Raw genomic sequence first — 21,132 nt, forward strand, 5'->3', positions numbered from 1 at the left:
GATTCACTCTAGGGGCTTCTTACCCACTCATATTTGCTCAAAAATAAAAGGGTGCCCCAGAAGCCATTTGCATGGCTTCTGGGGCACCCTTTCTTGAATTATTAATTCTTATACATCGAAGTACAGGGAGTATTCATGCGGATGAACACGAATGGCAACCGCTTGAGCCTCGCCGCGTTTCAGTTCGATATAGTTGTCGATGAAGTCTTTAGTGAAGACGCCGCCTTCTGTCAGGAACTCATAGTCAGCTTCCAGAGCGTCGAGCGCTTCGTTCAGGCTGCCCGGTACGCTGCGGATTTTCGCTTTTTCTTCATTTGGCAGTTCGTAAATGTTCTTGTCGAGCGGGCCATAGCCAAGCTCAACTGGGTTGATCTTCTTCTTGATGCCGTCCAGACCAGCCAGCAGCATTGCGGAGAAGGCCAGGTAAGGGTTAGCCGTGGTGTCCGGAGTACGGAACTCGATGCGGCAGCCTTTAGGTGTTACGGCAGCTACCGGGATACGAACTGCTGCGGAACGGTTACCTTTAGAGAATACCAGGTTAACCGGAGCTTCGTAGCCAGGAACCAGACGTTTGAAGGAGTTCGTGCTCGGGTTGGTCAGAGCGATCAGTGCCGGAGCATGATACAGGATACCGCCGATGTAGTTCAGAGCCATCTCGCTCAGGTTGGCATATCCGCCTTTTTCATAGAACAACGGGCTGTCGCCGTTAAAGATCGATTGGTGAACGTGCATACCGCTGCCATTGTCGCCAAAGATCGGTTTTGGCATGAAAGTTGCCACTTTGCCATATTGACGGGCAGTGTTTTGCACGATGTATTTGTAAGTCAACAGGTTGTCGGCAGTTTTCTTCAGTGTATCGAAGCGGAAGTTGATCTCAGCTTGTCCAGCTGTAGCAACTTCATGGTGATGACGCTCGATAACGAGTCCTGCTTCAGCCAGCAGTCGACACATTTCACTGCGGATGTCCTGTTGAGTATCAACCGGAGCAACCGGTACATAACCGCCTTTGATGCCTACTTTAAAGCCGAGGTTGCCGCCTTCATCCTTACGGTTCGAGTTCCAGACCGCTTCTTCGGAATCAACGAAGTAGGAAGAGCTGTTCATGCCGCTCTCGTAACGAACATCGTCAAAAATGAAGAACTCGGATTCAGGCGCGAAGAATGCCGCGGTGCCTACACCGCTCTTTTGCAGGTATTCTTCCGCTTTAACTGCGATACCGCGCGGGTCACGCTCATAACGCTCGCCGTCAGGAGTGAAAATGTCACACATAATGTTGAGCGTAGGGTGAGCAGTGAAAGGATCAACGTATGTAGTACTCGGATCCGGCATCATAACCATATCAGACTCTTCAATTCCGCGGAAACCGGCAATGGAAGAACCGTCAAAAGCTACGCCATTTACAAAGGTCTCCTCGTCAACAGCATCAGCCGGCAAAGCAATATGATGGGCCCGTCCACCCAAATCAACAAAGCGGAAATCTACCCATTCAATGTTGTTCTCTTTAATCGTTTGCAGCACTTTTTCAACCGACATGAAATTTTTTCCTCCTCAAGTTTGAACATTAAGCCGTACCCACTATGCAAATGTTCTTGTATTAATTTTAACTGTCGTCATTATAAAACTCAAACCTGACATCGTCAATGCTTATGTGAGGTATTTTTTAAGCCAATGTGAGATATTCTTACGCTTTAGTGAATTATTTATACACTGGCATTTTTACCTGGAAAAACGCGGCAAACAGCCATTTCGCTGCCTCATTTTTCTGAGGAGAAAAGGCTGTCTGCTTTTTATCATCAAAACCGGTTGTTTATCACTTATATTAAGTCCAGTTGTTCGGCCTGTACCCTGTTTCGATGAGCAACCGGGCCATATAAACCTTAAACGACCGGCACGGCCACTTGGCTGGAGAATTTCTTGCCGACCAGCGGAGCCAGCTTCTCCAGATCACGCAGCAGGTTGTCGAACTGGTCCGGGAACAGGGACTGAACGCCGTCACCCGTCATGGAGTTGTCCGGATCGGTATGCATTTCGATAATCAGACCGTTAGCGCCTGCGGCTACTGACGCTTTGGCCATAGGCTCCACCAGTTCGCGGCGTCCCGTGCCATGGCTCGGGTCGGAAATAACAGGCAGATGGCTCAGTCCTTGAAGGACAGGAATGGCCGAAAGATCCAGCGTATTGCGGGTGTAGGTCTCGAAGGTGCGGATGCCGCGTTCGCAGAGCATAACGTCACGGTTGCCGCCGGCCAAAATGTACTCGGCCGCATTCAGCAGCTCGTCGTATGTCGCGCTGAAACCGCGTTTCAGCAGCACGGGACGGCCGCAAGTGCCAAGCGCGCGCAGCAGATCAAAGTTCTGCATATTCCGCGTGCCCACTTGGAGAATATCGGCGTATTCCGCGCACACGTCAACATACTCCGGCGTCATAACCTCTGTGATGGTCAGCAGGCCGTGGCGTTCGCCAGCGTCCGCCATCATCTTCAGGCCTTCAACGCCGACTCCTTGGAAGCTGTAAGGTCCGGTGCGGGGCTTGAATGCTCCGCCGCGAAGCACCTGTGCTCCGGACGCTTTTACCAGTCTCGCGATTTCGTCGATCTGCTCGGGCGATTCCACTGCGCAAGGGCCGCCCATGATTGCCAGATGTTCTCCGCCGATCTTGACTCCCTTAACCTCGATGACCGTATCGTCCGGATGAAAGTCTCTGCTCGCCAGCTTGTAGGACTTGGAAATCTTGACGACATTCTCTACGCCCTTCATTTGGCGAAGATGCTCGGCAAGCTTCGGGCTCACACTGCCCACAAGGCCGATAACCGTACGGTCGGATCCTTTGGACAGGTGTGCCTGAAGGCCCTCCTTCTCGATCACTGCGATAATGTCGTTGACTTGTTCCTCCGGCGTTTGATTGGATGTAATAACGATCATCTGATTCCTTCCTTTCCGAACCTGTATAATTTAATGGTTGATTATTAACACTATTATGCTACGACGCTTTTAAGCTTTTATGCTTTTAATCACTAAAGTAATTTTATGATAGAATGCCAAATTCGTCAACCCTTTATTCAAAAATAATTATCCGGTGCGCTCCGGCGCCGGACAACGGCAGGCTTTCGGGGAACCGGCGCCAATTGTTTGCAGGAAAATACGGACAAAATCAAACCAAGAGGATGTGGGGCAGAACCAAGCGCCCTGTGCCTCGGCGGACACAGGGTGCTGAAACCTTCGCTATTTGAATCGATTATTAGGAGGACTGCCCGGCTTTGGCCTTGACCGACGGCAGCAGCTTTGCCATGTTGACCGTCCGTTTGAGTTCCCATGTATCGGGATCTCCCGGGTCGTACTGCTCCAGAAAGGCAATGACTTCCTTAGTGATCGGCGTCGGCGTAGACGCCCCCGAAGTGACGGCCACTTTCGATACGCCCTTCAGCCACTCAAGCTCCAGCTCCGAAACGTCGGCGATCCGGTGAGCCGGAACGCCGGCGATCTCCTCGGACACCTGGGCAAGCCGGTTGGAGTTGTTGCTGCGCGGGTCGCCCACTACGATGACGAGGTCGGCCTGTCCGGCCTGCTCCGCCACGGCTTCCTGCCGAACCTGTGTGGCCATGCAAATCTCGTTATGCACCTCGGCGCCGGGGAAGGTCTCCAGCAGCTTCTTCATAATATGCTTGATATCCCATTGGCTCATCGTCGTCTGGTTCGTAATGACAATCCGGGAGCCTGTCGGGAGGGAAAGCGAGGAAATCTCCTCTTCCTTTTCGATCAGATGCACATGTTCCGGAGCGATGCCCACGGCGCCTTCCGGCTCGGGATGGCCCTTCTTGCCGATATAGATGATTTCACAGCCTTCCGCAACCTTCTCTTGAATGAGATCATGCGTCTTCGTTACATCGGGGCAAGTTGCGTCGACTGTCGTCAAACCCTTGGCCCGCGCTTTCTTGCGAACCTCGGGCGAGACACCGTGCGCGGTGAAGATGACGGAGCCGCTGTCGATCTTGTCCAGAATGTCCAGACGATTGCTGCCGTCCAGTGTAATGATGCCCTCGTCCTCAAAAGAATGGGTAACATGACTGTTATGAACAATCATGCCGAGTATATAAATCGGCCGGGGAAGATCGAGATTTTTCGCGGCCTGACGCGCCATGACCATCGCATCGACCACTCCGTAGCAGTATCCCCGGGGAGAAATTTTGATCACTTCCATTGCTTCACCAGCTTTCTGCCGTCATTGAGTGTAATAGAATCGAGCCGGTTTCATTATACCCTATTCCAGAGGGGCGGCAAAGAGAAGGGGCAGCCAGATTACGAATGTTGTGCCTTCGCCCTGCCGGGTTACCACCTCGACCGAGCCGCCGTGCTCGTCAATGATCCATTTTGCAATGGACAGCCCGAGTCCGATGCCTTCGGTAATGCCGCGAGATTCATCCGCCCGGTAGAACCGGTCGAATATATGCGGGACCTCGTCTTTTTCCATACCGATGCCGGTATCCTTAACCCGCAAGCCGACCTGGAATTGATAAACGACTGCGTCGAAGCTCACCTCTCCGGACGGCGTATATTTGAAGGCATTGTCAATGAAAATGAACAGCATCTGCTGCAAATAATCCTTGTTGCCAAGCACATATTTGCCGTTGAGCACCGACAAATCGCCCGTCACCCACTCCGCGTCACGCGGGAGGAAAGCGGCGCGGCGGGCCACCTCATTCATCATCGGCTCCAGCGCTACCGGCTCTTTCTCGAAGGTCCGACCCGTATCTGCTCTGGCCAAAGACAGCATGTCGACGACAAGCCGGCTCATGCGCTTCGCCTCGTCCGCGATATCGCGCACCGATTCCACCGACATTTGCCGGATCGCCGCCTCATCCATCGCCGGTTTTTCTCCCGGCTCCAGCTCCCAGACCTTTTGGAGCAGCTCGATGTTCCCGCGGATCGTTGTCAGCGGGGTGCGAAGCTCATGCGAGGCGTCCGACACGAAGCGGCGCTGGGCCGCGTACGATTCCTCCAGATTCTTGTAGAACCCTTCCATCCGTCCAATCATGCTGTTCACCGTCCGGATCAGCCTTCCGATTTCGTCGGGCGGCCCGTCGTATTCGATCCGCACACTGAGGTCGTTGCCGGTCTGGATGCCCTCGGCAGCTTCGATCACCTTGCCGATCGGACTCATCGCCTTGCGGGCAAGGAACAGGCCGAAGGTAAAGGCGGCGATCAGGGTGGCGAAGGAGCCGGCGATCAGAATGGTCTTCAGCCGTTCGAGCAGCTTATCCTGTTCGCCGGTATATGCCGCCATCTGCAGAATAGCCGCCGGATTGTTATCGTAGCCTTGGACATTGACCACCTTTTGATAAATCAAAAAATGATAACCCTTGTAATAGGCATCTTTAAACCCATCACTCTTGAGGTTCTGCCGCGGAGGAATATCGAACCGCAGATCAATATTTGTCAAATTCAAGCTCTGGATAAGCTTGCCGCTGTCGTAGAAGTACATTTGCCCGTACAGATTCTGGGCATCCAGGCGGTTATCAAAGACTACGTCCAGCGATTCGCCTTTCGCCTGATCCCGGAGCCGGTCTTTTAAATCTCCGTAAGTATTAATATAAAAAAAACCGTAAATGGCGGCTGAAAAGGCCAGCAGCATGACGGCCAATATTCCCGAATACCACGCGGTCAGCCGCAGCTTGATCGACATCTTAGTTGTCACCTCTTAGGATATAGCCGGCTCCCCGGATCGTCTGAATCAGGCGTTTGCCTCCGTGTTCCTCCGTCTTCTGGCGAAGCATAGCGATATAAACCTCCAGCACGTTGGATTCCCCGCTGTAATCATAACCCCAGATTTTATCCATAATCAGATCCCGGGACAATACCCGTTTCGGATTTTGCATAAAAAGATGCAGCAGCTCAAATTCCTTCGCAGTCAGCTCCAGCCGCTTGCCCCCGCGTGTCACTTCCCGCGAGTCGACGTCCAGCATAAGATCCTCATAGACGACGGCCTGCTCGCCGCCTCCACTCTGTTCGCTCTTGCGGCGAAGCAGGGCTCTCACCCGCGCCAGCAGCTCTTCGAGCGCGAACGGCTTGACAAGATAATCATCCGCTCCAAGATCAAGCCCCTTCACCCGGTGCTCCACCTCATCCTTGGCCGTAAGCATCAATACGGGAACGGTGCTGCCACCCTCTCTGAGCCTGCGGCACACCTCAAAGCCGTCCACCTGCGGCATCATGACATCGAGAACAACGACATCCGGATCTCCGTTTAGTACGGCCCGCAGGCCGTCCGCCCCGTTAGAAGCCGTCTTGACGTCATACCCCTCGAAAGCGAGTCCTCTCCGCAGCATAGAAATGATTTTTTCATCATCGTCAATAATCAAAATATTCGGTCGCATAAGCCGCCCCTTTGTTCGATTCCTTTTTTCTCTATTGTAGCAGTGAACGCATTCGCGCGCACTTACACCGCAAAAGCGGAAGGGCTGCCCCTCCCGCTTCCTTGTTGACCCGATTACTGCTGTCCGGCCTGTGTCGTGTTAAAGTCGTTCTTGTTGCCAATCGTTACGGAGAGATCCAGATTCTTGCCGTCTCTGACGACGTTCAGCGTAATTTTATCGCCGACCTTCTTGGTCTTGATAAAGTCGATCAGTTCCTGGCTGGTCGCGTACTTCGTTCCATCAATGCCGGTAATGATATCGTACGGACGCAGGTCGGCAACGTAGGCCGGAGATTTGTAAATAATTTCTGCCACGACGGAGCCTTCCTTGATGTCAGTACCCATTTGCTTCGCCACTTCATCGGTAATCGTCATCAGCGAAGCGCCAATAAACGGAACCGGATCTTTCGGGATAGCCTGATTGGCTTCCAGCTTGTCGACGACTTCCTTGATTCTATTCACCGGAATCGCGAAGCCGATACCTTGCGAGTCCGTACTGACGGCAACGTTCATGCCGATAACCTGGCCACCGGCGTTAAGAAGCGGCCCGCCGGAATTGCCGGGGTTAATGGAAGCATCCGTTTGAAGCAGATCGGAATAATTGCGGGTGCCGCTTCCGTCCTCTTCATTAATATCGATGCTGCGGCCTTTCGCGCTGAGCACTCCTGCGGTAACCGTATGGTCGAATCCCTGCGGGTTGCCAATCGCCACAACCTCGGAGCCGACTTTGATGGTGTTCGAATCTCCAAGCGGCACGGTCGAAAAATTATTGTCGCCTTCGATCTTCAGCACCGCGAGGTCCAAATCCTTGCTGGAGCCGAGCAGCTTCGCTTCATAAGGCTTGGAGTTTCCGTCGACGGTCACCTGAATGACGTCGGCATTCTCGACAACGTGTTGATTGGTCAGAATGTAACCGGCTTTATCGTAAATAAATCCGGTGCCGATACCGTAAGGCGTCAGCTGCGAATTCGAACCGGAACCGTTGCCGCCGTTGTTTTGCTGCGAACCTCCCGAAGAATTGCCGCCGAACTGGTCTCCGAAAAAGAATTGATAGAACGGATCGTTGGCGTTCGGATTGCTCTGGCTGCCTCTGGAGCTCGTCTTGACCAGCGTCTCAATCTTGACGACTGCCGGACCCGCTTCATCGACGACACTGGACACGCCGTCCGAACCGGTCACAAGCTTTGTCGTTGTCGCCGCCGGCGCTACGGTTGCGCTCTCGTCAGCCGCCTGGCCCTGTGAGCTTAAGGCCGTTGCCGACGTTGCCTGATCCCCTGTAAACCAGTTTCCCCTATCGGCCATGAACATGGAGCCGGAGAGCACGAGCATGCCGGCAATGAAGGACAGGACTGCGGTTTTCACGGGTTTCTTCGGCTTGCGGTTATACTGCCAGCCATTTCCGCCGTCCGAACCGTTGCCGCCTCCATAGCCGCCGCCGTAACCCGAAGGGCGCGACAGCTGGTAAGGGACAGGCTTGACCGGCTGGGGAGGGGTAATTTCTACCCGTTCCGGCTCCCGCCGGTTATAATGCTCTACTCCGTCGCTGTTTCGCTCATTATGATTAAGAGATTTAAAAGGGCCGTATGAATAATAATAAGAAGAGTTCGATTCTGGAGATTGTCCGTCGCCGTTCTGTTCCTGATCCGGAGATTGTCTTTCGAAGCGGCCATCGCCTTCGCCGTTATATCTGTTTTTGTTGTCGTCCATTGTTTTACCCTCCCGCGCTCTGTCCTTCAAGGACAAGAATTCATTTTGCTTTCTTGGTTTTATTTTGTACTTTAAACCTTAAGCCGACATTAAAAACAATTTAAACGAAGATAAAACATTCGGCAGATCGCAAAAAAAGCCCTGCGCTTTTTCCGTACAGCGCCGGACTTCATTGGACAAGTTTGCTTTTTGTAAAAAACAAGATCCGAATAATAGAGTTTAAGATTGAGTCCGTTCACCCTGGAAAGCGCACCGGATGCCTAGCCCAGTGTAACCCATCCTTTGCGGTGCGCATAGATGGCGAGCTGCGTGCGGTCCTCCAATTCGCATTTCATCAGCAGATTGCTGACATGCGTCTTGACTGTCTTGATGCTGATATGCAGTTCCTCGCCGATATCCTTGTTGCTCTTGCCTTCCGCAATCAGCAGCAGAACCTCCCTCTCCCGTTCGGTCAGCCCGGATGTATCGTCCTGCACCGTGCGCTGGCGGATGCCGCGCGTCAATGCCTGGGATACGTCGCCGGTCATCACCGGCATGCCGCGGTATGCACCTTGAAGCGCATAAATCAGCTCCTCCGCAGACACCGTCTTCAGCACGTAGCTGACCGCTCCCGCCTCGATGGCGTCCACTACGAGATCATCTTCGAGGAAGCTTGTCAGTATAACAATCTTCATCCCCGGAAACTCGGACAGCACCGCCCGGGTCGTCTCCACACCATTCATCACCGGCATCATCAGATCCATCAGAACCAGATCGGGAAGCCCTTCCTCGCCGCCGGAACGCAGCAGTTCCAGCGCCTCCCGTCCGTTCGAGGCCTCGGCGACCACATCGAACATCGGCTCCAGCATCAGATATGTTTTGAGTCCCATCCGGACCATGTCATGGTCATCCACCAGCAGTATTTTGATCGCGCTCATTCGCCGCTTGCCTCCTCTTCCCCGTCTTCATTACTTGCCTTTTCGGCTCCTCCGGCAGGCATCCGGCCGCCGTTCCCCTGAACAAACTTGGGGATATGTACGCGGATCGTCGTCCCCGCTCCCTTGCGGCTGATGATTTCAACCTGCCCGCCGAGCTTCTCCGCGCGTTCCCGCATCGTTGTCAACCCGTACGATCCCTGCTTGCTGTGCGCAAGCTCAAATCCCTGCCCGTCATCGCTGATGCTGAGCGCAACCAGCCGCGGTCCCTCGCGCAGAGACAGACTGACCAGCCGCGCCCCCGAATGCTTCACGATATTGGCCATCGCTTCCTGGATAATCAGGAACAGCTGATGCTCGATCGCCTCGGACAGCTCGCCCTGAAGTTCAAGCTCCTTCATGCCCTTAAGCCCGTTCTGACGGCAGTAATCCGGAAACCATTTCTCCAGCGCCTCGAACAGGTTCCGGCCTTCAAGCTCCACTGGCCGAAGCTGGGCGATCAGCGCCCGCATTTGCTTTTGCGCCATTTGCGACATGGTAATCAGCTGGTCCATCACCGTCCGCCCCTGCGCTTCATTCCTTTCAAGCACCTTCGGAAGCGAAGAGGCGGACATGTGGATGGCGAACAGCTGCTGGCTCACCGTGTCGTGCAAATCGCGGGCCATCCGCCGCCGCTCCTCCAGCACGGCGCTCTCCGCCGCCTTTTCCTTCTCGATAACCTCCTGCTCGCCCAGACGCTGAAGCAGCTTCATTTTTTTCTCGACCGTATCCATCATTGTATTGAACTCATGATACACTCTTGCAAAAGAAGGATCGTCGCTGCCCGGCATCCTCACGGAAAGATTGCCCTTGGCGACCTGAAGCATATTCAGATCCAGGTGATCGATCCGCCGCTGTATACGCTGCACGGCCATATAGCCGATAACGGCGGTGAACAGCACAATGCTCAGGCACAGATACACCCACATCCGGTAGTCCACAACTTCAATATAGCCCAAACAGCTTCCGGCGTACATCAGCACGGCCGTTACACTTCCGCATAACAGAAAATAGAACAGCAGCACCCATTTCGTATTTTTAATAATCGTTCCCATCGGTCAACCCACCGTCTTAACCTTGATATCTCCGATAAAAGCGCTGACATTGATACGGATTTTTTTGCCGGCTTCTTTATAATAAGGCGTCTTGCACTGCACACTGCTCATAAACCCGCTTCGCGCCTGCTCCAGCACTTCCATATCGCCGATGAACGAGCTGCTGTTAACGGAAATGCCGAGATCCATATCGTCCGGAATGTAGACTTTGAGATCGCCGATAAATGCGGAAAGATTGATCTTTGTCTCGCCGTACGGAATTTGCGCGTTGGTCAGATCGAGCACCGTATCGCCGATAAACTGGGAAATATTCGTATTTTTGAGCTGAAAATGCTCGCGCCCCATATGGATATCGCCGATAAAAGTGGAACGGTTCGTCGTTTCCTTGTCGCTGCTATGGCTCCATTCATGCCCGTCATAATGTCCATGCTTGCGTTCATGCCGCTCCCAGCGCTCTTCTCTTCTGCGTTCGTGGCGTTCCTCCCGCTCCTGGCGTCTGCGCTGGTGGCCATCCCGGTTCTCCTGCCAGCCAGAAACAGTCTCGCCGGTCCGGTCCATATCTTCATCTTTGCGCAGATAACGATCCCAGTCAGTCATTCCGGCTTTGCCCGAAGAACTGCCGATGGAGCCGCTTTCCTCCTCGGTTCTGCCGAATTTCCGCTCAAATTCTTGGTCCAGTGTCGATTCCAGGGGGCGGGGAGGCGTGTCGTTCGCCGGCTTGTCCTCGGGATAGAATCTCGGCGGTGCTGGTGGAGGTATAGGCGGTCCAGAACGGTGCGGTCTGAAGATAACTATGAGCCCTCCGCCGATCAGAGCGACCGGAATGATCATAGTGAAGAAATCTCCCGCGGATAGGTCGAACCATTCCAGATTACGTCCCAGAAAAAATACGCCCATGGCAAGTATAAACAGCGCGCCGATAGAAGAAAAACCTCTGCCGCCGTTATGGCCTCCCGCCAGGAGCCGCTTACTTCCTATAATGATCAGCACAACCGGCCAGAAATTGGAGAACAGGTAACCGATATCAAATTTCGCATATCCCATCTGCCGGAGCAGAAACAGCACGCCGATTCCGATCAGAATCAGACCGCCGAATACTTGGCTGGCTATTCGTCTTCTCATCTGTCATTTCCCCTTTAGCTTAGAGTAGCTCTTTTGCCTTTTGAACTTAGTTTACAACAGGCTTTGTCTTGTTAACAGCGGCGGTGGAATGAAAACCTTCTCGGTCTTCGGACGGAGGCCATTTGCAATCGTGAAGCTTATGATGCTTATTTTTGGGCAAATAAAAATGCCCCGCCTCTTTCGAGAGCGGGACATCGTTTCGGCCAATAGCCGATAGTTATTTCTTATGGCATGGTTAGGCTTGCGGTTTTTGGACCGGTTTGGCGATGCCGCCTTGCTTCGTTGCTACGTCATTCTCGGCAGCGAACTCGCTGTTGAACTTTTCGTTCGGTGTCTTGTAGTTCTCTTGAACCTTAGGTTTTTTAGCCACGTTGGTCACCTCCCTTTGCTCCCTCACGCGATGCCGGGTTAGCGCCGCACAGAGGACGGATAGAGGCTAACTGCTGTGCCCCAGTCCGTATTATGGCTAGGCAGGGTGCCGATTATACAAGTTCATGTGAAATAAAGTTCATGGCTTGCCCTTTAAATAATTTCTTCAAGCATTTCCTGAGGCACGGTGTCGTAGGCCCGAATCGCTCTGCCGATATTTTTCAGCATGGCTTCCGTGCATTTGCCGCTGCCGCGTTTGATCAGTTGGACCTCGACCATTCTTTTGCCCCATTCTTTGTATACCTGCCTGGTAGTCGCAAAGTAAAGATCGACTTTATGCCCCTTGATCGCCGATCCGGTGTCCGCGACCACCGCATAACCATATCCCGGCACATACAATATGCTTCCCAGCGGCAGCACTTTCGGATCGGCGGCAATGGTTGAAACGGCATTCTTGTCTCTCCGCACTTTGACGCCGGAGTAGGTAATTCCGTATTCCGGATGATTCGGACGTTTGCCGGTCGATTCGAAGCCCGCGGTATAACCGGTGGCCGTCACTTTGAAGGTACGGATGATTTGTTCCGGCGCCGGAGCGGCAACGGGAATGGAAGATTTATTCCCGGGTGCCGGTATTTTGGCCCGGTATTTTAATACCTCGGAGCGTTCGGACGCAGTGTCGAACTCCGGTGATTGATGCGGAAATACCGTAGCGCGGATCAGCTTAATTCGCGGCCGGTGTCCGCCGCTGTCATAAGCCAGTGCCGCAGAAGCGGTATGCAAAATCGACGCGGCCGTAGCCTCCGGCTGAACCGCCGGAAATACCGACTCCCGGTCCGCTTCGCGACCCGCCTTCGTATATATGAAGGATAGTGCAACCAATAATGCAAAGGTAACAAGTATACACCAAGACCTCTGCCAAACACCCATTTTGTTCATCATGAAATCCTCCCCCTTATTAGCGAAGGTTTCCCGTTTCCAAAAATTTTATACATGAGGCGGATTTACCGCCTCACGGAAGTGTTGGCAGAGGTCTTAAGTCAGTAAATTAATTCTTTATTAAAAAATGGCCTTAGTCGAAACTTCGGCAGCGAGGCTCTCAATCACCTCAGCAAGGGGCTTCGCTCCGATATCGCCTTCGCCGCGTTTGCGGACGGAGACGCTGCTGCTGTTCTTCTCATTCTCGCCGACGATGAACATGTACGGCAGCTTCTCCAACTGGGCTTCGCGAATCTTGTAGCCCAGCTTCTCGTTCCGAAGATCGGCTTCGGCTCTCAGACCGTGGCAGCGAAGCTTGTCGACCACCTCGCCCGCATAGTCATCAAAAGCGCTCGATACCGGGATGACCTTCACCTGCTGCGGAGACAGCCAGAGCGGCAGCGAGCCCGCAAAGTTCTCCAGCAGGAAGGCGACGAAACGCTCCATAGTGCTCAGGACACCTCGGTGCAGCACGACTGGACGGTGTTTCTGCCCGTCGTCGCCGACATATTCCAGCTCAAAGCGTTCCGGCAGCAGGAAGTCGATCTGCACGGTTGACAGCGTCTCTTCCTTGCCAAGCGCGGTCTTAATCTGGACATCGAGCTTCGGACCGTAGAACGCGGCTTCTCCCTCCGCTTCGTAGAACGGCAGGCCCGCATCCTCGACTACCTCGCGCAACATTCGCTGAGCGGTCTCCCACATATTATCATCTTGGAAGTACTTCTCGGTATCGGCCGGGTCACGGTAGGACAGCCGGAAACGGTAATCATCAATGCCGAAGTCGCTGTACACCTGTTTCACCAGCTCCAGCACGCGGCTGAATTCGCTCTTAATCTGATCCAGACGGCAGAAGATATGCGAGTCGTTTAAAGTCATGGAACGGACGCGGTGCAGACCGGTCAGCGCGCCGGACATTTCGTAACGGTGCATGGTTCCAAGTTCGGCGATCCGGATCGGCAGATCGCGGTAGCTGTGCATGCTGCTCTTGTACACCATCATATGATGCGGACAGTTCATCGGGCGCAGCACAAATTCCTCGGTGTCGATGGTCATCTTCGGGAACATGTCTTCCTGATAATGCTCCCAGTGTCCGGAAGTCTTGTACAGATCGACGTTGCCCAGAACCGGAGTATAGACATGCTGATAGCCGAGGCTGGCTTCCAGATCGACGATATAGCGTTCCAGGATGCTGCGCAGCTTGGCGCCCTTCGGCAGCCAGATCGGCAGTCCCTGGCCGACCAGCTGACTGAATGTGAAAATTTCCAGTTCCTTGCCCAGCTTGCGGTGATCGCGCTTCTTCGCTTCCTCCAGCAGGCGGAGATGCTCGTCAAGCTGCGCTTTCTTGATCCAGGCGGTGCCGTACACACGCTGCAGCATTTTGTTCTTGGCGTCGCCGCGCCAGTACGCTCCCGCCACATTCATCAGCTTAAACACTTTGATTTTGCCGGTCGATGGGAGATGCGGTCCGCGGCACAGGTCGAAAAATTCGCCCTGCTCGTATATAGTGATTACACTGTCCTCGGGAAGCGCCTGAATAAGCTCGATTTTGTACGGATCGCCAAGCTCCCCGAATAGGTCCAGCGCCTCCTGGCGGCTCACTTCCTTGCGGACAATCGGCAGATTCTCCGACACGATGCGATCCATTTCCTTCTCAATCTTCTGCAGGTCCTCCGGATTCAGCGGATACTCCAGATCCATATCATAGTAGAACCCGTCCTCAATCGTCGGTCCGACTCCGAGCTTGACCTCTTTGGCGCCGAACAGCCGTTTGACCGCCTGGGCCATCAGATGGGCTGTGCTGTGCCGCATGACCTCCAGTCCTTCCGGGGAATCAAGCGTCACGATCTCCACCAGATCTCCATCACTAAGCTTGGCGGACAAATCGACGATTACCCCGTTCAGCTTGCCGGCGGCGGCGTTCTTGCGCAGTCCGCTGCTGATAGAAGACGCTACATCGTCGATGCTGCTTCCTTCCGCGTACTCCCGGACCGAGCCGTCCGGTAACTTGATGCTTACTGCCATTGTCATTTCCTCCTAAAAGTAGTGGTCAACTTATCGCAGCGGCCGTCAGCCGCTTAAAGGCCTTGCGGAACGGACATATCCACGCATACAAAAAACACCCGTCCCGCGCAGGGACGAGTGTTGCACCCGTGGTTCCACCCAAATTCAATTCTGCGTCATGTCCCCAGACTTCATAAAACGGTCAGACGACGGCAGAATCCTTGTTAAGCATGGGGATAACGGCCATGAACCGGCGGTTCTTACTGTTTCCGGGGCGTAATGGATCAACCGATGCGCCTGGGCGGAAAGTTCATAACCGCAGCTACAAAAGGGGTAAACCGAAAACCGGATTCCGGAGGAAATTGCAGCGCCAACGTTTCCTCTCTCTGTACGGGCCTGGAAGTCGATTCATGTCTTTGTCAATGCTGTTAGCGTGAATAATGTGTAATTATAATTCTGGCGGCAGATTTCGTCAAGCCGTGAGTTCAAAAAGAATCGACAGGTTCCGCTCAGGGCCGTTCTTCGCCTGTCTTTCGATCCGGCAAGCGGCCAGCGCGTTTCAGGCTCTCCCGCAGCAAAAACTCGATGTGTCCGTTCACACTGCGGAACTCCTCCCCCGCCCAACGCTCCAGCGCTTCGTACAGCCCGGGATCGATGCGCAGCGGAAAGTTCTTCTTGGCCGCCATGATGGACCGCCTTAATACAACGAGCCGGCGTTGATGACCGGGCTCGCTCCGCGCTCGGATACGATAGCCACCATCAGATTGTTGATCATGGCTGCCTTACGTTCTTCGTCCAGTTCCACCACGCCGCTCTCCTTAAGCTGCTTGATCGCCATATCCACCATGCCGACCGCGCCTTCCACGATGATCTGCCGCGCGGACAAAATGGCCGACGCCTGCTGGCGTTGAAGCATCGTGCTTGCGATTTCGGTGGAGTACGCCAGATGCGTCAGCCGGGCCTCCAGCACTTCAACCCCCGACAGAGACAGACGGTCCTGGAGCTCGCCTGCCAATTCCTTGGCAATTTCATCGGCGTTAGCGCGCAGGGACATGCCGGTTCCGCTGTAACCGTCATACGGGTATTTGCTGGCTACGTGCCGCAGCGCCGTCTCGCTCTGGATTTCGACAAATTCCATGTACTTGTCGACATCGAACAGCGCTTTTGCCGAGTTGATGACTTTGAACACGACGACGGCTGCGATTTCGATCGGATTGCCCTCGACATCGTTGACCTTCAGCTTGACGCTGTTGAAATTGCGGACCCGCAGGGAAACTGTCTTGCGCACACTGAACGGAATGACGGCCCACAGGCCGCTTGCCGATATGGTCCCGACGTACTGGCCGAAGAAAGTGACCACGACCGACTTGTTGGGCTGCACCACCGTAATGCTTGTCATCAGAACCGCCGCCGCCACGAACAAAATAACCGGCACGGCATCGTAGCCCTGAACCGCACCGTAAACTCCGCCGCCTGCACAAACAATGATCAAAGCAATAATCCAGAAACCGCTGACAGGCCGAAGCATTTTCTCTTTCATAAGGCACCCTCCAAAAGGATATGTATTTGATATTTTTATGATATCACTTTTGGATATTGCTGTAAATCATTGTTTTCAGGTATATTATCCTTCAGAAAAATATCACAGATGCGAAACCGGATCTTCCTATACTATGAATCTGTTAGACATGTAACTATGAACTGATAGACAAGCTTTTTATTAAGCGATTACAGACGAGGAGGTGGATGAAGCAATGAGTGTTAAGGAACAGGTATTGGAAACGATTAAATCCGCAGGCAAGCCTGTCAGCGCAGGCGAGGTGGAGAAGCTCTCCGGTCTGGACCGCAAGGAGATTGACAAGGCATTCAATGATCTTAAAAAAGAAAAAGCGATTGTCTCCCCGGTCCGCTGCAAATGGGAAGCCGCCGAATAGATTCTCGTTAAGATTCTGCCCTACAACATCGCACAGGGCAGCCTTCGCCGCTTATGGCCGAAAGCTGCCCTGTCCGAATTATCCAACCGAAGCTCCGCCTTTACCCGGCAATAGCTTCAGCGCAAACAGCCCGAAGGCCTCAGCGGCCTCGGGCTGTTTGCTTGCCCTATCAGTTCTGCATCACAAAATCGCTCTGCACTTTGGCGGAGACGTCTTCGAATACTTTCAGTATATCGTACTGTGTGTTGCGCTGCGCCGGGATTTTGCCGGCCTCGCGGATGATTTGCAGGATCGACTGGATGTTGACCTTGTACGTCGCCCCCGCCGAGGACACAACATTCTCCTCGATCATCGTGCTGCCGAAATCGTTGCAGCCGTATTGCAGCGACAGCTTGCCCACCTCCGGGCCCATTGTCACCCAGGAGGATTGGAAGTTCTTGATGTTGTCAAGCACAAGCCGGCTGACCGCAACGGTCTTGAGATATTCCTCAGGCGTCTGTCTGTCCAGCTTAAGGTTCGTATTATCCGGCTGAAATGTCCAGGAGATAAATGCCAGGAACCCTTCCGAGTTGTAGTTATGCTCAATGCACTCGTCCTGGGCTTCACGTACACGGAGAAGATGCAGCGCGCGTTCCTCCATGCTCTCGCCAAGGCCGATTACCATTGTTGCCGTCGTATTCATGCCGATCCGGTGCGCCGTCCGCATCACATCCATCCAGTCATGCCACGAGCCCTTCAGCCGGCTGATCTTGCGCCGCGTGCGGTTGTCCAGGATTTCCGCTCCGCCTCCCGGCAGCGAATCGAGACCTGCCGCATGAATCTGGCGCACCGTCTCCTCCAGGGACAGCCCCGAGATCTCCTTCATCTTCATGATCTCCGCAGGGGAGAAGGAATGCATCGTGATGCCGGGGAATCGCTCTTTGATGTTACGCAGCAGGTTCGTATAATAATCAAACGGCAAATTGGGATTCGTACCGCCCTGCATCAGGATCTCGGTTCCGTCCACGGCCACGGTTTCTCTGATTTTGTCAAAAATCGTCTCATCCGGCAGAACATAGCCTTCTTCCGAACCGGGTCTGCGGTAAAACGCGCAAAACCGGCAGTACACATCGCATATATTTGTATAATTTATGTTGCGGCCAATGACGAACGTCGTTATTGGCTCAGGATGCCATCTTTTCATAATAACATCCGCCGCAGCGCCCATTTTCTCAATTTCGTTGCTCTCAAACAGTCTGACCGTATCTTCAAGCCCAAGGCGTTCACCCTGGAGCGCTTTATTCAAAATGTGATCGATTGATCCCATTGTTCGCAGCCTCCTTATAAAACCATCCCTAATGAATCCATAAAATTTATATGACAAAGGAATATATTCGTTCATTCATCGTATCACAATCCGCCGTGCTTGAAAAACGTATTTTTATTCTCCCGTCCTTATAACTGCATATAACAGCCATAATATGTGGTATTCGTTGGTAATATTCTCTGTTATTTCGAGGAAATTCGTGAAATTGCACAAAAATTCAACATAAAAAAAGACGGCACCGCCGTCTTAAGGCGATGCCGTCTCTGTTCTTAACGCCGCTTCCGTTTCACGGATGTGCGGGTTTATGAAATGGGGCTAAAAAGTGCAGCCAGGACCGATTCCTTACAGCAAATCCGCCGCTTCCCGGACCGGCTGGCCAGCTTGGCCGTTATCCGCTTCAAGCTCGGCCTGCGCCGCCTCCAGCGCTTGATTCAAATCGGCAATCAGATCGTCGATATGCTCGATGCCGACCGAGAAACGCAGCAGCCTGTCGTCCACGCCGACCGCATCGCGGATTTCGACCGGAATATCGGCATGGGTCTGCACCGCGGGATAGGTCATCAGCGACTCGACACCGCCGAGGCTTTCCGCGAACGCAATCAGCTTGATATGGCGCAACACGGGCTCCACATATCTCGCATCCTTCACCTTAAAGGAAAAGATACCGGTGTTGCCGGTTGCCTGCCGCTGCTGAATTTCGAATCCGGGATGCTCCGGAAGACCCGGATGGAATACCTCCGCAATCGCCGGATGTCCTTTCAGAAACTGTGCAATCGCAAGCGAATTGCTCTCATGGCGTTCCATGCGCAGCGCCAGCGTCTTCATGCCTCTCATTAACTGGTAGCTGTCGCTTGGACTTAGCACGGCGCCTATCGAATTATGCAGGATGGCCATCTCATCAGACAGTTCCTTGCCCTTCGTGATAATCAGGCCTGCCAGCACGTCGTTATGCCCACCCAAATATTTGGTCGCGCTGTGGATGATAATATCCGCGCCCAGTTCGAGCGGCCGCTGGAAATACGGTGTCAGCAGCGTATTGTCCACGATCGTAAGCATTTCGTGACGGCGGGCCCAGGTACACACGGCCTGAATATCGGTGATCATCATCAGCGGATTGGTCGGTGTTTCAATGAAGACCGCCTTCGTGTTCTCTCTGCGGGCTGATTCCAGAGCGTCCATATCATTTGTATCCACATAGGAAGCGGAGACGCCAAATTTGGACATTATCCGTTCCAGCATCCGGTAAGTGCCGCCGTACAAGTCCAGCGACACGATCAGGTGATCCCCCTGCCCGAACAGGGTGAAAATCGTCTGCAGCGCGGCCATTCCGGAGCTGCAGGCAAAGCCTGCGTCACCGGATTCCAGTTCGGCTGCCGCCCGCTCCAGAACAGAGCGTGTAGGGTTTTTGGTACGAATGTAGTCGAAGCCTGTGCTCTGTCCAAGCCGGGGGTGACGGAATGCCGTCGACTGGTATATCGGATAATTCACTGCGCCCGTCGCCGGGTCCTCCTGCGAGCCGATTTGGGCCAGCCTGCTTTCAATCCTGAGTTTGTCGTCCATGATTAACCTCCAGAAAGTTAGTACGGGATTTTGCCTCCCCCGATACTCGGAGCTTAGCGATTCCCGTTGTATCTAAAAAGCTGATGCGGATAAAAGAACTTATATCTTCAACGTTAAGCTTGTCCAATCCGGAAAGCAATCATATCGTCGGTCCGATATCGTAGGGCGTTTCCTGGTAGACGTAATAGTTAAGCCAGTTGGAGAACAGCAGGTTCGCATGGGCGCGCCATACAGCCGGCGGCGTCCGGGTCGGATCGTCTTTCGGGAAGTAATGCTTCGGCAGCGCTATGTCCATTCCCTTCGCGGCATCGCGCTCATACTCCCATTTCAGGGAGAACGGATCGTACTCGGAGTGGCCCGTCACAAAAATCTGCCGGCCGTCCTCGGTGGCGACGAGATAAATGCCGGCCTCCTCCGACTCCGCCAATATTTGCAAATCCGGCGTATTCTCGATATCTTCGCGGGAGATGTCCGTATGCCGGGAATGGGGCACATAAAACAACTCGTCAAACCCCCTCAGCAGCTTCATATTCGGCGCAGCGGTGCTGTGCGGGAACACTCCAAAGCACTTCTCGGGCAGACCGACCTTACGGACCCCGTAATGATAATATAATCCCGCTTGCGCCGCCCAGCATATGTGCATCGTCGAAGTGACGTTGTCCTTGCTCCACTCAAAAATCTTTTTCATCTCATCCCAGTAATTCACATCCTCGAAATCCATCTGCTCCACCGGGGCGCCGGTCACGATAAGGCCGTCCAATCGGCGGTGGCTGATCTCGTCAAATGTCTTGTAAAAGCTCTTGAGATGCTCCGCGGACGTATTCTTCGACGTATGCGAGCTCGGATGAAGCAGCGTGACATCGACCTGCAGAGGCGAGTTGCCGATCAGACGCAGCAGCTGCGTTTCTGTAGTTTCTTTAGTCGGCATCAAGTTTAGGATGGCAATCCGCAAAGGGCGGATATCCTGGTGAAAGGCTTGGCTTTCATCCATAACGAAAATATTTTCCCCTGACAGAACCTCCTTGGCGGGCAAACTGTCGGGAATCTTGATCGGCATTGCGTACTCACTCCTTCATTAAAATGGAAACCGCTGGCTGCGGTTTAATAGAAACAAATAAAAACCTTTCCCGCAGCAAACGAGAAAGGTCATATTTATGCACATATGATACTCTCTCATCTGTCAGACAACGCGCCATAACTCATTCAAATGCGTTCGCGTCTCTGCAAGAATTAGCACCGTGCGCTTTCACGCCGGTTGCCGGGTTTCATCGGGCTAGTCCCTCCACCTGCTCTTGATAAGATTTGGTCATATTCAATTTTAAATTCTTATAGATCACTATAATCATGAACCTAACTTTCGTCAAGTCCATACACTGGTTTTAGAGTCCCGATTATGACAACAATTTAGCTTGAAAGAGCCAATACCCGGCGTTATACTAGACAAGGGTTTCAGAAGATCGTCCCACAAGCGGAGCCTTGGCTGTGAAGCCTATCGCAGGTGCTTTGAGGGGGACCCCCAATTATAAATTATTTAAATAAAGAGGTGAGAAGAAGAATGGAAGGCGACCCGAGTACGCAGTACAGTGCTGATCAGGAACAACCGTACAGGATTAACATCAGCTTGCCGGCGGCGGGAGCCCTTCTTCTTCATGCCTTCGGAATATAAAGCGGCCCATATCGTACTCAAACTCCGGCCAAGCTGATTTTTTCCCTGTGCTTTCATTAGCATATCCCCTGGGCAA

18 protein-coding genes and 1 riboswitch are annotated in these 21,132 nt (G+C 53.3%); of the genes, 1 reads left to right on the top strand and 17 read right to left on the bottom strand.

The genetic code is table 11. The features are described from left to right. Nucleotides 1-108: 108 nt before the first annotated feature. The 14 genes from glnA to EH198_RS06450 all read right to left on the bottom strand — a co-directional run bounded on the left by glnA (nt 109) and on the right by EH198_RS06450 (nt 16,130). Complete coding sequence (gene glnA / locus EH198_RS06390) at nt 109-1,533, bottom strand: type I glutamate--ammonia ligase (RefSeq protein ID WP_124694716.1); 1,425 nt, start codon at nt 1,531-1,533, stop codon at nt 109-111. A gap of 344 nt (nt 1,534-1,877) precedes the next feature. Next, the gene (gene aroF / locus EH198_RS06395; RefSeq protein ID WP_124694717.1) at nt 1,878-2,921 is read right to left on the bottom strand and encodes a 3-deoxy-7-phosphoheptulonate synthase; all 1,044 of its coding nucleotides are present in this window, start codon (nt 2,919-2,921) and stop codon (nt 1,878-1,880) included. Between the two features lie 316 nt (nt 2,922-3,237). Then, on the bottom strand, nt 3,238-4,197 hold the full coding sequence (locus EH198_RS06400) for a 4-hydroxy-3-methylbut-2-enyl diphosphate reductase (RefSeq protein ID WP_124694718.1): 960 nt from the start codon (nt 4,195-4,197) through the stop codon (nt 3,238-3,240). 60 nt (nt 4,198-4,257) lie between these two features. Continuing rightward, nucleotides 4,258-5,679, bottom strand: a complete 1,422-nt coding sequence (locus tag EH198_RS06405; RefSeq protein ID WP_124694719.1) for a sensor histidine kinase — start codon at nt 5,677-5,679, stop codon at nt 4,258-4,260. A 1-nt stretch (nt 5,680) separates the two neighbouring features. Then, a complete protein-coding gene (locus EH198_RS06410; RefSeq protein WP_124694720.1) occupies nt 5,681-6,370 on the bottom strand; it encodes a response regulator transcription factor in 690 nt (229 codons plus the stop codon). A 113-nt stretch (nt 6,371-6,483) separates the two neighbouring features. Beyond that, entirely contained in the window at nt 6,484-8,115 is a 1,632-nt protein-coding gene (locus tag EH198_RS06415) for a S1C family serine protease (protein ID WP_124694721.1), read from the bottom strand. Nucleotides 8,116-8,375: 260 nt separating this feature from the next. After that, nucleotides 8,376-9,032, bottom strand: coding sequence for a response regulator (locus EH198_RS06420; RefSeq protein ID WP_124694722.1), 657 nt, complete (start codon nt 9,030-9,032; stop codon nt 8,376-8,378). Then, nucleotides 9,029-10,123 (bottom strand): HAMP domain-containing sensor histidine kinase, encoded by a 1,095-nt coding sequence (locus EH198_RS06425; RefSeq protein WP_246014119.1) that lies wholly within the window; start codon nt 10,121-10,123, stop codon nt 9,029-9,031. The genes EH198_RS06420 and EH198_RS06425 overlap by 4 nt, the downstream gene beginning before the upstream one ends. A 3-nt stretch (nt 10,124-10,126) precedes the next feature. Next, a complete protein-coding gene (liaF, locus tag EH198_RS06430; protein ID WP_124694723.1) occupies nt 10,127-11,245 on the bottom strand; it encodes a cell wall-active antibiotics response protein LiaF in 1,119 nt (372 codons plus the stop codon). 235 nt (nt 11,246-11,480) lie between these two features. Continuing rightward, a complete protein-coding gene (locus EH198_RS25310) occupies nt 11,481-11,615 on the bottom strand; it encodes a hypothetical protein (RefSeq protein ID WP_281277994.1) in 135 nt (44 codons plus the stop codon). 152 nt (nt 11,616-11,767) lie between these two features. Then, a complete protein-coding gene (locus EH198_RS06435; protein ID WP_379309498.1) occupies nt 11,768-12,340 on the bottom strand; it encodes a 3D domain-containing protein in 573 nt (190 codons plus the stop codon). Between the two features lie 330 nt (nt 12,341-12,670). After that, a complete protein-coding gene (thrS, locus tag EH198_RS06440) occupies nt 12,671-14,611 on the bottom strand; it encodes a threonine--tRNA ligase (protein ID WP_124694724.1) in 1,941 nt (646 codons plus the stop codon). Between the two features lie 488 nt (nt 14,612-15,099). After that, nucleotides 15,100-15,276, bottom strand: coding sequence for a type II toxin-antitoxin system antitoxin (locus tag EH198_RS06445; protein WP_124694725.1), 177 nt, complete (start codon nt 15,274-15,276; stop codon nt 15,100-15,102). Between the two features lie 11 nt (nt 15,277-15,287). Further along, entirely contained in the window at nt 15,288-16,130 is an 843-nt protein-coding gene (locus tag EH198_RS06450; RefSeq protein ID WP_124694726.1) for an SPFH domain-containing protein, read from the bottom strand. 214 nt (nt 16,131-16,344) lie between these two features. Between EH198_RS06450 and EH198_RS06455 the strand changes: the two genes are divergently transcribed. Continuing rightward, nucleotides 16,345-16,524 carry a transcriptional regulator gene (locus EH198_RS06455; RefSeq protein WP_124694727.1) on the top strand — a complete coding sequence of 60 codons (180 nt, stop codon included), beginning with the start codon at nt 16,345-16,347 and terminating at the stop codon, nt 16,522-16,524. A 169-nt stretch (nt 16,525-16,693) separates the two neighbouring features. On the opposite strand, the gene mqnC is transcribed toward EH198_RS06455, so the two are convergent. The 3 genes from mqnC to metA all read right to left on the bottom strand — a co-directional run bounded on the left by mqnC (nt 16,694) and on the right by metA (nt 20,447). Continuing rightward, nucleotides 16,694-17,830: a cyclic dehypoxanthinyl futalosine synthase gene (gene mqnC, locus EH198_RS06460; RefSeq protein ID WP_124694728.1), complete on the bottom strand. Its 1,137-nt coding sequence runs from the start codon at nt 17,828-17,830 to the stop codon at nt 16,694-16,696. A 342-nt stretch (nt 17,831-18,172) separates the two neighbouring features. Next, nucleotides 18,173-19,390, bottom strand: coding sequence for an aminotransferase class I/II-fold pyridoxal phosphate-dependent enzyme (locus EH198_RS06465; RefSeq protein WP_124694729.1), 1,218 nt, complete (start codon nt 19,388-19,390; stop codon nt 18,173-18,175). A gap of 139 nt (nt 19,391-19,529) precedes the next feature. Continuing rightward, nucleotides 19,530-20,447: a homoserine O-acetyltransferase MetA gene (gene metA, locus EH198_RS06470; RefSeq protein ID WP_124694730.1), complete on the bottom strand. Its 918-nt coding sequence runs from the start codon at nt 20,445-20,447 to the stop codon at nt 19,530-19,532. A 113-nt stretch (nt 20,448-20,560) separates the two neighbouring features. Then, nucleotides 20,561-20,692: riboswitch (SAM riboswitch) on the bottom strand. Nucleotides 20,693-21,132 lie beyond the last annotated feature (440 nt).

The sequence above is a fragment of the Paenibacillus rhizophilus genome, from assembly GCF_003854965.1.
Classification (GTDB): Bacteria; Bacillota; Bacilli; order Paenibacillales; family Paenibacillaceae; genus Paenibacillus_AQ; species Paenibacillus_AQ rhizophilus.

What these genes read in the sequence shown, in the direction of transcription:
- glnA (WP_124694716.1), bottom strand. Translation starts at nt 1,533, where the DNA reads ATGTCGGTTGAAAAAGTGCTGCAAACGATTAAAGAGAACAACATTGAA.
- aroF (WP_124694717.1), bottom strand. Translation starts at nt 2,921, where the DNA reads ATGATCGTTATTACATCCAATCAAACGCCGGAGGAACAAGTCAACGAC.
- EH198_RS06400 (WP_124694718.1), bottom strand. Translation starts at nt 4,197, where the DNA reads ATGGAAGTGATCAAAATTTCTCCCCGGGGATACTGCTACGGAGTGGTC.
- EH198_RS06405 (WP_124694719.1), bottom strand. Translation starts at nt 5,679, where the DNA reads ATGTCGATCAAGCTGCGGCTGACCGCGTGGTATTCGGGAATATTGGCC.
- EH198_RS06410 (WP_124694720.1), bottom strand. Translation starts at nt 6,370, where the DNA reads ATGCGACCGAATATTTTGATTATTGACGATGATGAAAAAATCATTTCT.
- EH198_RS06415 (WP_124694721.1), bottom strand. Translation starts at nt 8,115, where the DNA reads ATGGACGACAACAAAAACAGATATAACGGCGAAGGCGATGGCCGCTTC.
- EH198_RS06420 (WP_124694722.1), bottom strand. Translation starts at nt 9,032, where the DNA reads ATGAGCGCGATCAAAATACTGCTGGTGGATGACCATGACATGGTCCGG.
- EH198_RS06425 (WP_246014119.1), bottom strand. Translation starts at nt 10,123, where the DNA reads ATGGGAACGATTATTAAAAATACGAAATGGGTGCTGCTGTTCTATTTT.
- liaF (WP_124694723.1), bottom strand. Translation starts at nt 11,245, where the DNA reads ATGAGAAGACGAATAGCCAGCCAAGTATTCGGCGGTCTGATTCTGATC.
- thrS (WP_124694724.1), bottom strand. Translation starts at nt 14,611, where the DNA reads ATGGCAGTAAGCATCAAGTTACCGGACGGCTCGGTCCGGGAGTACGCG.
- EH198_RS06445 (WP_124694725.1), bottom strand. Translation starts at nt 15,276, where the DNA reads ATGGCGGCCAAGAAGAACTTTCCGCTGCGCATCGATCCCGGGCTGTAC.
- EH198_RS06450 (WP_124694726.1), bottom strand. Translation starts at nt 16,130, where the DNA reads ATGAAAGAGAAAATGCTTCGGCCTGTCAGCGGTTTCTGGATTATTGCT.
- EH198_RS06455 (WP_124694727.1), top strand. Translation starts at nt 16,345, where the DNA reads ATGAGTGTTAAGGAACAGGTATTGGAAACGATTAAATCCGCAGGCAAG.
- mqnC (WP_124694728.1), bottom strand. Translation starts at nt 17,830, where the DNA reads ATGGGATCAATCGATCACATTTTGAATAAAGCGCTCCAGGGTGAACGC.
- EH198_RS06465 (WP_124694729.1), bottom strand. Translation starts at nt 19,390, where the DNA reads ATGGACGACAAACTCAGGATTGAAAGCAGGCTGGCCCAAATCGGCTCG.
- metA (WP_124694730.1), bottom strand. Translation starts at nt 20,447, where the DNA reads ATGCCGATCAAGATTCCCGACAGTTTGCCCGCCAAGGAGGTTCTGTCA.